Annotated in this window: 1 pseudogene; it reads right to left on the reverse strand. The window is 56.4% G+C overall.

Going from position 1 to position 1,307, the window contains the following annotated elements:
• Positions 1-137 precede the first annotated feature (137 nt).
• Positions 138-1,307: pseudogene (locus AK963_RS34015) on the reverse strand (hypothetical protein); the annotation flags it as partial.

The raw sequence follows: 1,307 nt of genomic DNA on the forward strand, positions 1-1,307 counted from the left end.
TGTACTTTCTGTTTGACCACATATCGTTTTGTTGTGAAGGCCTTCATTCTGCGTCCTATGCTGTTTACTGTGACTGTCCGATATCCAGCAGGCACCTAAGTCCCGGCTCTACTCCTTAGGCCGGGCATCCTCTTTCTCTAATAATGCCTTTCAAGCTCCACGCTCTGGATAACGGCGTTTAATCCCCCTGAGGCGCTGATATGGGTTCGCAAGCAGAGCCCCTGCCAGTCACCCGTTATGTCCTGAACCTCGACCAGCATCCCTGGCTCAATAAGTCCGGGGGCGGTGTTGGTGTCGGTCAGCGGCAGCTCGATGGTGGTGATGCTCTGGTGACCGCTTTTAGCCAGTTCGTTTCTACCTCGCTCGGTGTTGACCTGGGTCTCTGTCAGCCAGTCTTCCAAAATATCCGGCGCTGGTTCATCCCCTGCCGTTCCGCTGCGTTTCACGTTGACCGCTACGCCCGCATGGATGCCTGAAACATAGACGGCGTTGTATTCCGGTTCGGGTCGCCAGCTGGCGCTCAGGCTGATGACCATACTGGCGGGGATAATCCTGTCCATCGTGGCGGTGCCCCAGTTCCAAGGGCTTGCCGGATAACGGGGTTGGATGTTCAGCTGGTCATTGTCTCGGGCAGGAATCACCACCGATCCGGCGCTGGTGGTGAGTCGTGCAATCACCTCCATGGGCGTCTGGTGCTGATAGCTGAAAGTGCCACCGGGAATAATCCAGTCAGGGGTGCTGTAGTCGTTCAGATCGGGATAGCTGGCAGTAAAGCCGGTATTAGCCAGCTCCTCACTGATGGCCTGTTTGGCGTTAATGTCACTGGCGCTGCTTTTGCTGCGCTTCGGTGCATACGGGGCGGCGAGCAGCTGGCTGCGGCTGGTGCCGGTCACGGTGTATCGTTCGTTACCGAATCGACGGTCAGTGCTGTAACGCTCAATAATGAATACCCACACCCAGCCATTGATGTTTATCTCTATCTGCTTCGGGCCGCTGGCATCCGGTTCTATCATGGCCAGGCTGGACGCTCCCCATAGTTGTCCGGTGAGGTTCCAGCTGAAGCTGTCTATATCCAGTTCTATTTCTACATCGTTCAGCTCGATGGGAGTGCGCTCTGGCAAGGTGACCACACTGATAACGTTCATAAGCAGGTAACTCTCCCTGGTCTCTGGCTGCTCGGGTTGCGGTTTCTCCACCACGTTCGGGTCGGTCTCGCCGCCATAGTTGCCGGTAACACTTTCATCCCTGGCTTTCTGTCCTAAGCCCCACGGCAGGATAACCGGCTGATCCTCGGCTCGGTTGCTCTG

The organism is Endozoicomonas atrinae (assembly GCF_001647025.1).
In the GTDB taxonomy this organism is placed as follows: Bacteria; Pseudomonadota; Gammaproteobacteria; order Pseudomonadales; family Endozoicomonadaceae; genus Endozoicomonas; species Endozoicomonas atrinae.